The following is a 2,252-nucleotide window of genomic DNA, read 5'->3' on the forward strand; positions in this document are numbered from 1 at the left end:
AAATAATCTATTATACGTTAATTTACTATGCCTGCTATCGTTTATTATCATCCTGATTTTATTAGTGGTAATTATAGAGGAGAGAAATTTTGTGATTTCTCACTCTTGACTAATGATCTTACTTCTAATTGCGAAGCTGGTCTTTTAACACTATTTGTTCTTGATGTAGAAGATGGAAAACTTCTTCGAGGGAAAAATAAGCCGTCTTGGACTGATACTAATGGTGATGAAATATCAATCCTTATAGGATATAAAGCAGGCGGTCATTGGCATTATCATATTGGACCATATGATCCTAACTCAACATCTACCCAAGCCAAGATCCGTGATTTAAATATATCTGGGGCAACATCTGCAGCAGTTATTCATTACAGATGGTATGACCCTACAACTAAGAAAAAGCTAATAATACTATCTTTTGGTCCGAAACACCGTAAATTTCCCAAAACCAGAGAGTTGCCTAATCATTTGACTTCTCGGGGTGGGCTTATCAGCTTTGGTAAACTAATCAAAGCTATAACTGATAAATGATATTATAGTTTCATTCTGTTATAGCTCTACGAATCTCTACTTCGTAATCCCGGTGGCCTGAACTTTGGATAGCTATCCTTTCCCATCTGCTCAAGTGGTACAGACGGGGTGAGATTCTCACTTTGATTGTGTTCTGCCTGATCCTGCTTAAGACGGCTTGGGAAACGTCGAATCTCATCAGGTGTTGGTTTATAGTCATCTTGGTTAAACTTGGCTTTTTTCTCATATTCAGTGCGAGAGATATGACGGCCTAATACCTCGTCAAAGACGTAGTTTTCAGCAATACGTTTATCATGTTCCTCATTGATAATATCAACTTTGGTTTTGTTTACTTTAGCCCATACGAACTTCTGCTTGAAAAAATCTATGACAAGAGTTGTGAAACGTTTAAAAATATTATCCTGACGTGGAGTAGTCTTATGCTTTCTTGCACGGTCAGGGGCGCTTCTGGATGCCCTGTTTGGGTTTTGAGAGGTGGATGTTTTCAGAATAGTATTTGTTCCAGAACCAGAAATACTGACTGATGGTTTCTTACCTGCAACGACCTTACTGACTTTTGTTTTATCACGGTAAGATTTAACGCCACGCATACGAATATGAGGAGCTGGTGCAACCAAAACAGGTCTTTGATTCTCATCAGTAGAAGAGCCGGAGTGTGTTTCAGGTAATACGATTTGTTCTGGTTCAGCAAGATGTGTAATCGTGAAGCTTCTGACATCAACGACGATTTCAAGATCAAGTTCACTGAATGTTTTGTAGACTTCAACAGCTTCTTGTTTAGCAGCGTCACGAACAGCCTGTTCTGCGGCTCTTTGCTCCTGAGCAGCCTTACTACGCCATTTGGCACTGTGGATACGTTTCATTGCAGGGCGATTTGTTTCAGCGGCCTTGGCAAGCCATAACGCTTTTTCTTCATTATCTAAAGCTACCGCCGCTTTTTCTAATGCCTCTTCATGCTGGGCCTGAAGAGAACGATGGTCAATACGTTCTGACGAACCAGCGGCAGCAAGGTAGCTGTTAGCCATAGCTGACCATGATTCACGCCATAAAACAGACATTTTTCTGTCGTTCCAGCTTCTTTCTTTTTTACCAAAACCTTCCGGGCCTATGGTTTTTAAGGTCAACATAACGTGAGCATGAGGGTTATCACTATCAAGATCATGGAAAGCGATGTCAGCAATCATTCCTTTATCAACGAAATTTTTCTGACAATACTCAAGGACAAGTTTTTTCTTTTCATCATTATTTAACTCGGTAGGAATGGAAACATCGAAATAACGGGCTGTTTGACCATTGTTCTGGCGCTCAACTTTTTCCACTTCATTCCACAATGCTGTAGAATCTTTTACGATGTGTTCTGGTGCGTTAGCTGGAGCTAATATGAAGTGCCCATATAAATCAGTACGGCGACTGTAATCATACGTATCACCTGTTCTTTCATCTGTTATACGTGTACGAGCATGATAGGCAGCCTTCGCAACGGAAGACCTGCCTTCTGAACGTTTCACAATTTTAAAATCAAGATGAAAAATAGCCATACAATAAAAACAACCTCAATATAAATTTAAATATCAAACCAAAATATAACTCTCCAATGCGACTATGCTGGTTTTAGTTTTTCGCAAGAAAAACTCTGGTGTTGACGTTGACCTTGTTTCCGAAGGAAACGGTGTTAGCCTGCGGCAGGCAACCGTCGGTAGACCCCACACACTGCGTAGCAG

Annotated in this window: 2 protein-coding genes; one reads left to right on the forward strand and one right to left on the reverse strand. The window is 40.4% G+C overall.

The window, feature by feature from the left end; translation table 11 throughout:
- Nucleotides 1-27: 27 nt before the first annotated feature.
- Complete coding sequence (locus INF68_RS22970; RefSeq protein WP_016240051.1) at nt 28-531, forward strand: hypothetical protein; 504 nt, start codon at nt 28-30, stop codon at nt 529-531.
- Between the two features lie 26 nt (nt 532-557).
- On the opposite strand, the gene mobQ is transcribed toward INF68_RS22970, so the two are convergent.
- Complete coding sequence (gene mobQ, locus INF68_RS22975; protein ID WP_058670888.1) at nt 558-2,069, reverse strand: MobQ family relaxase; 1,512 nt, start codon at nt 2,067-2,069, stop codon at nt 558-560.
- Nucleotides 2,070-2,252: the final 183 nt, after the last annotated feature.

Source organism: Enterobacter cloacae complex sp. P16RS2 (assembly GCF_014982155.1).
GTDB classification, from domain to species: domain Bacteria; phylum Pseudomonadota; class Gammaproteobacteria; order Enterobacterales; family Enterobacteriaceae; genus Enterobacter; species Enterobacter cloacae_M.

What these genes read in the sequence shown, in the direction of transcription:
- INF68_RS22970 (WP_016240051.1), top strand. Translation starts at nt 28, where the DNA reads ATGCCTGCTATCGTTTATTATCATCCTGATTTTATTAGTGGTAATTAT.
- mobQ (WP_058670888.1), bottom strand. Translation starts at nt 2,069, where the DNA reads ATGGCTATTTTTCATCTTGATTTTAAAATTGTGAAACGTTCAGAAGGC.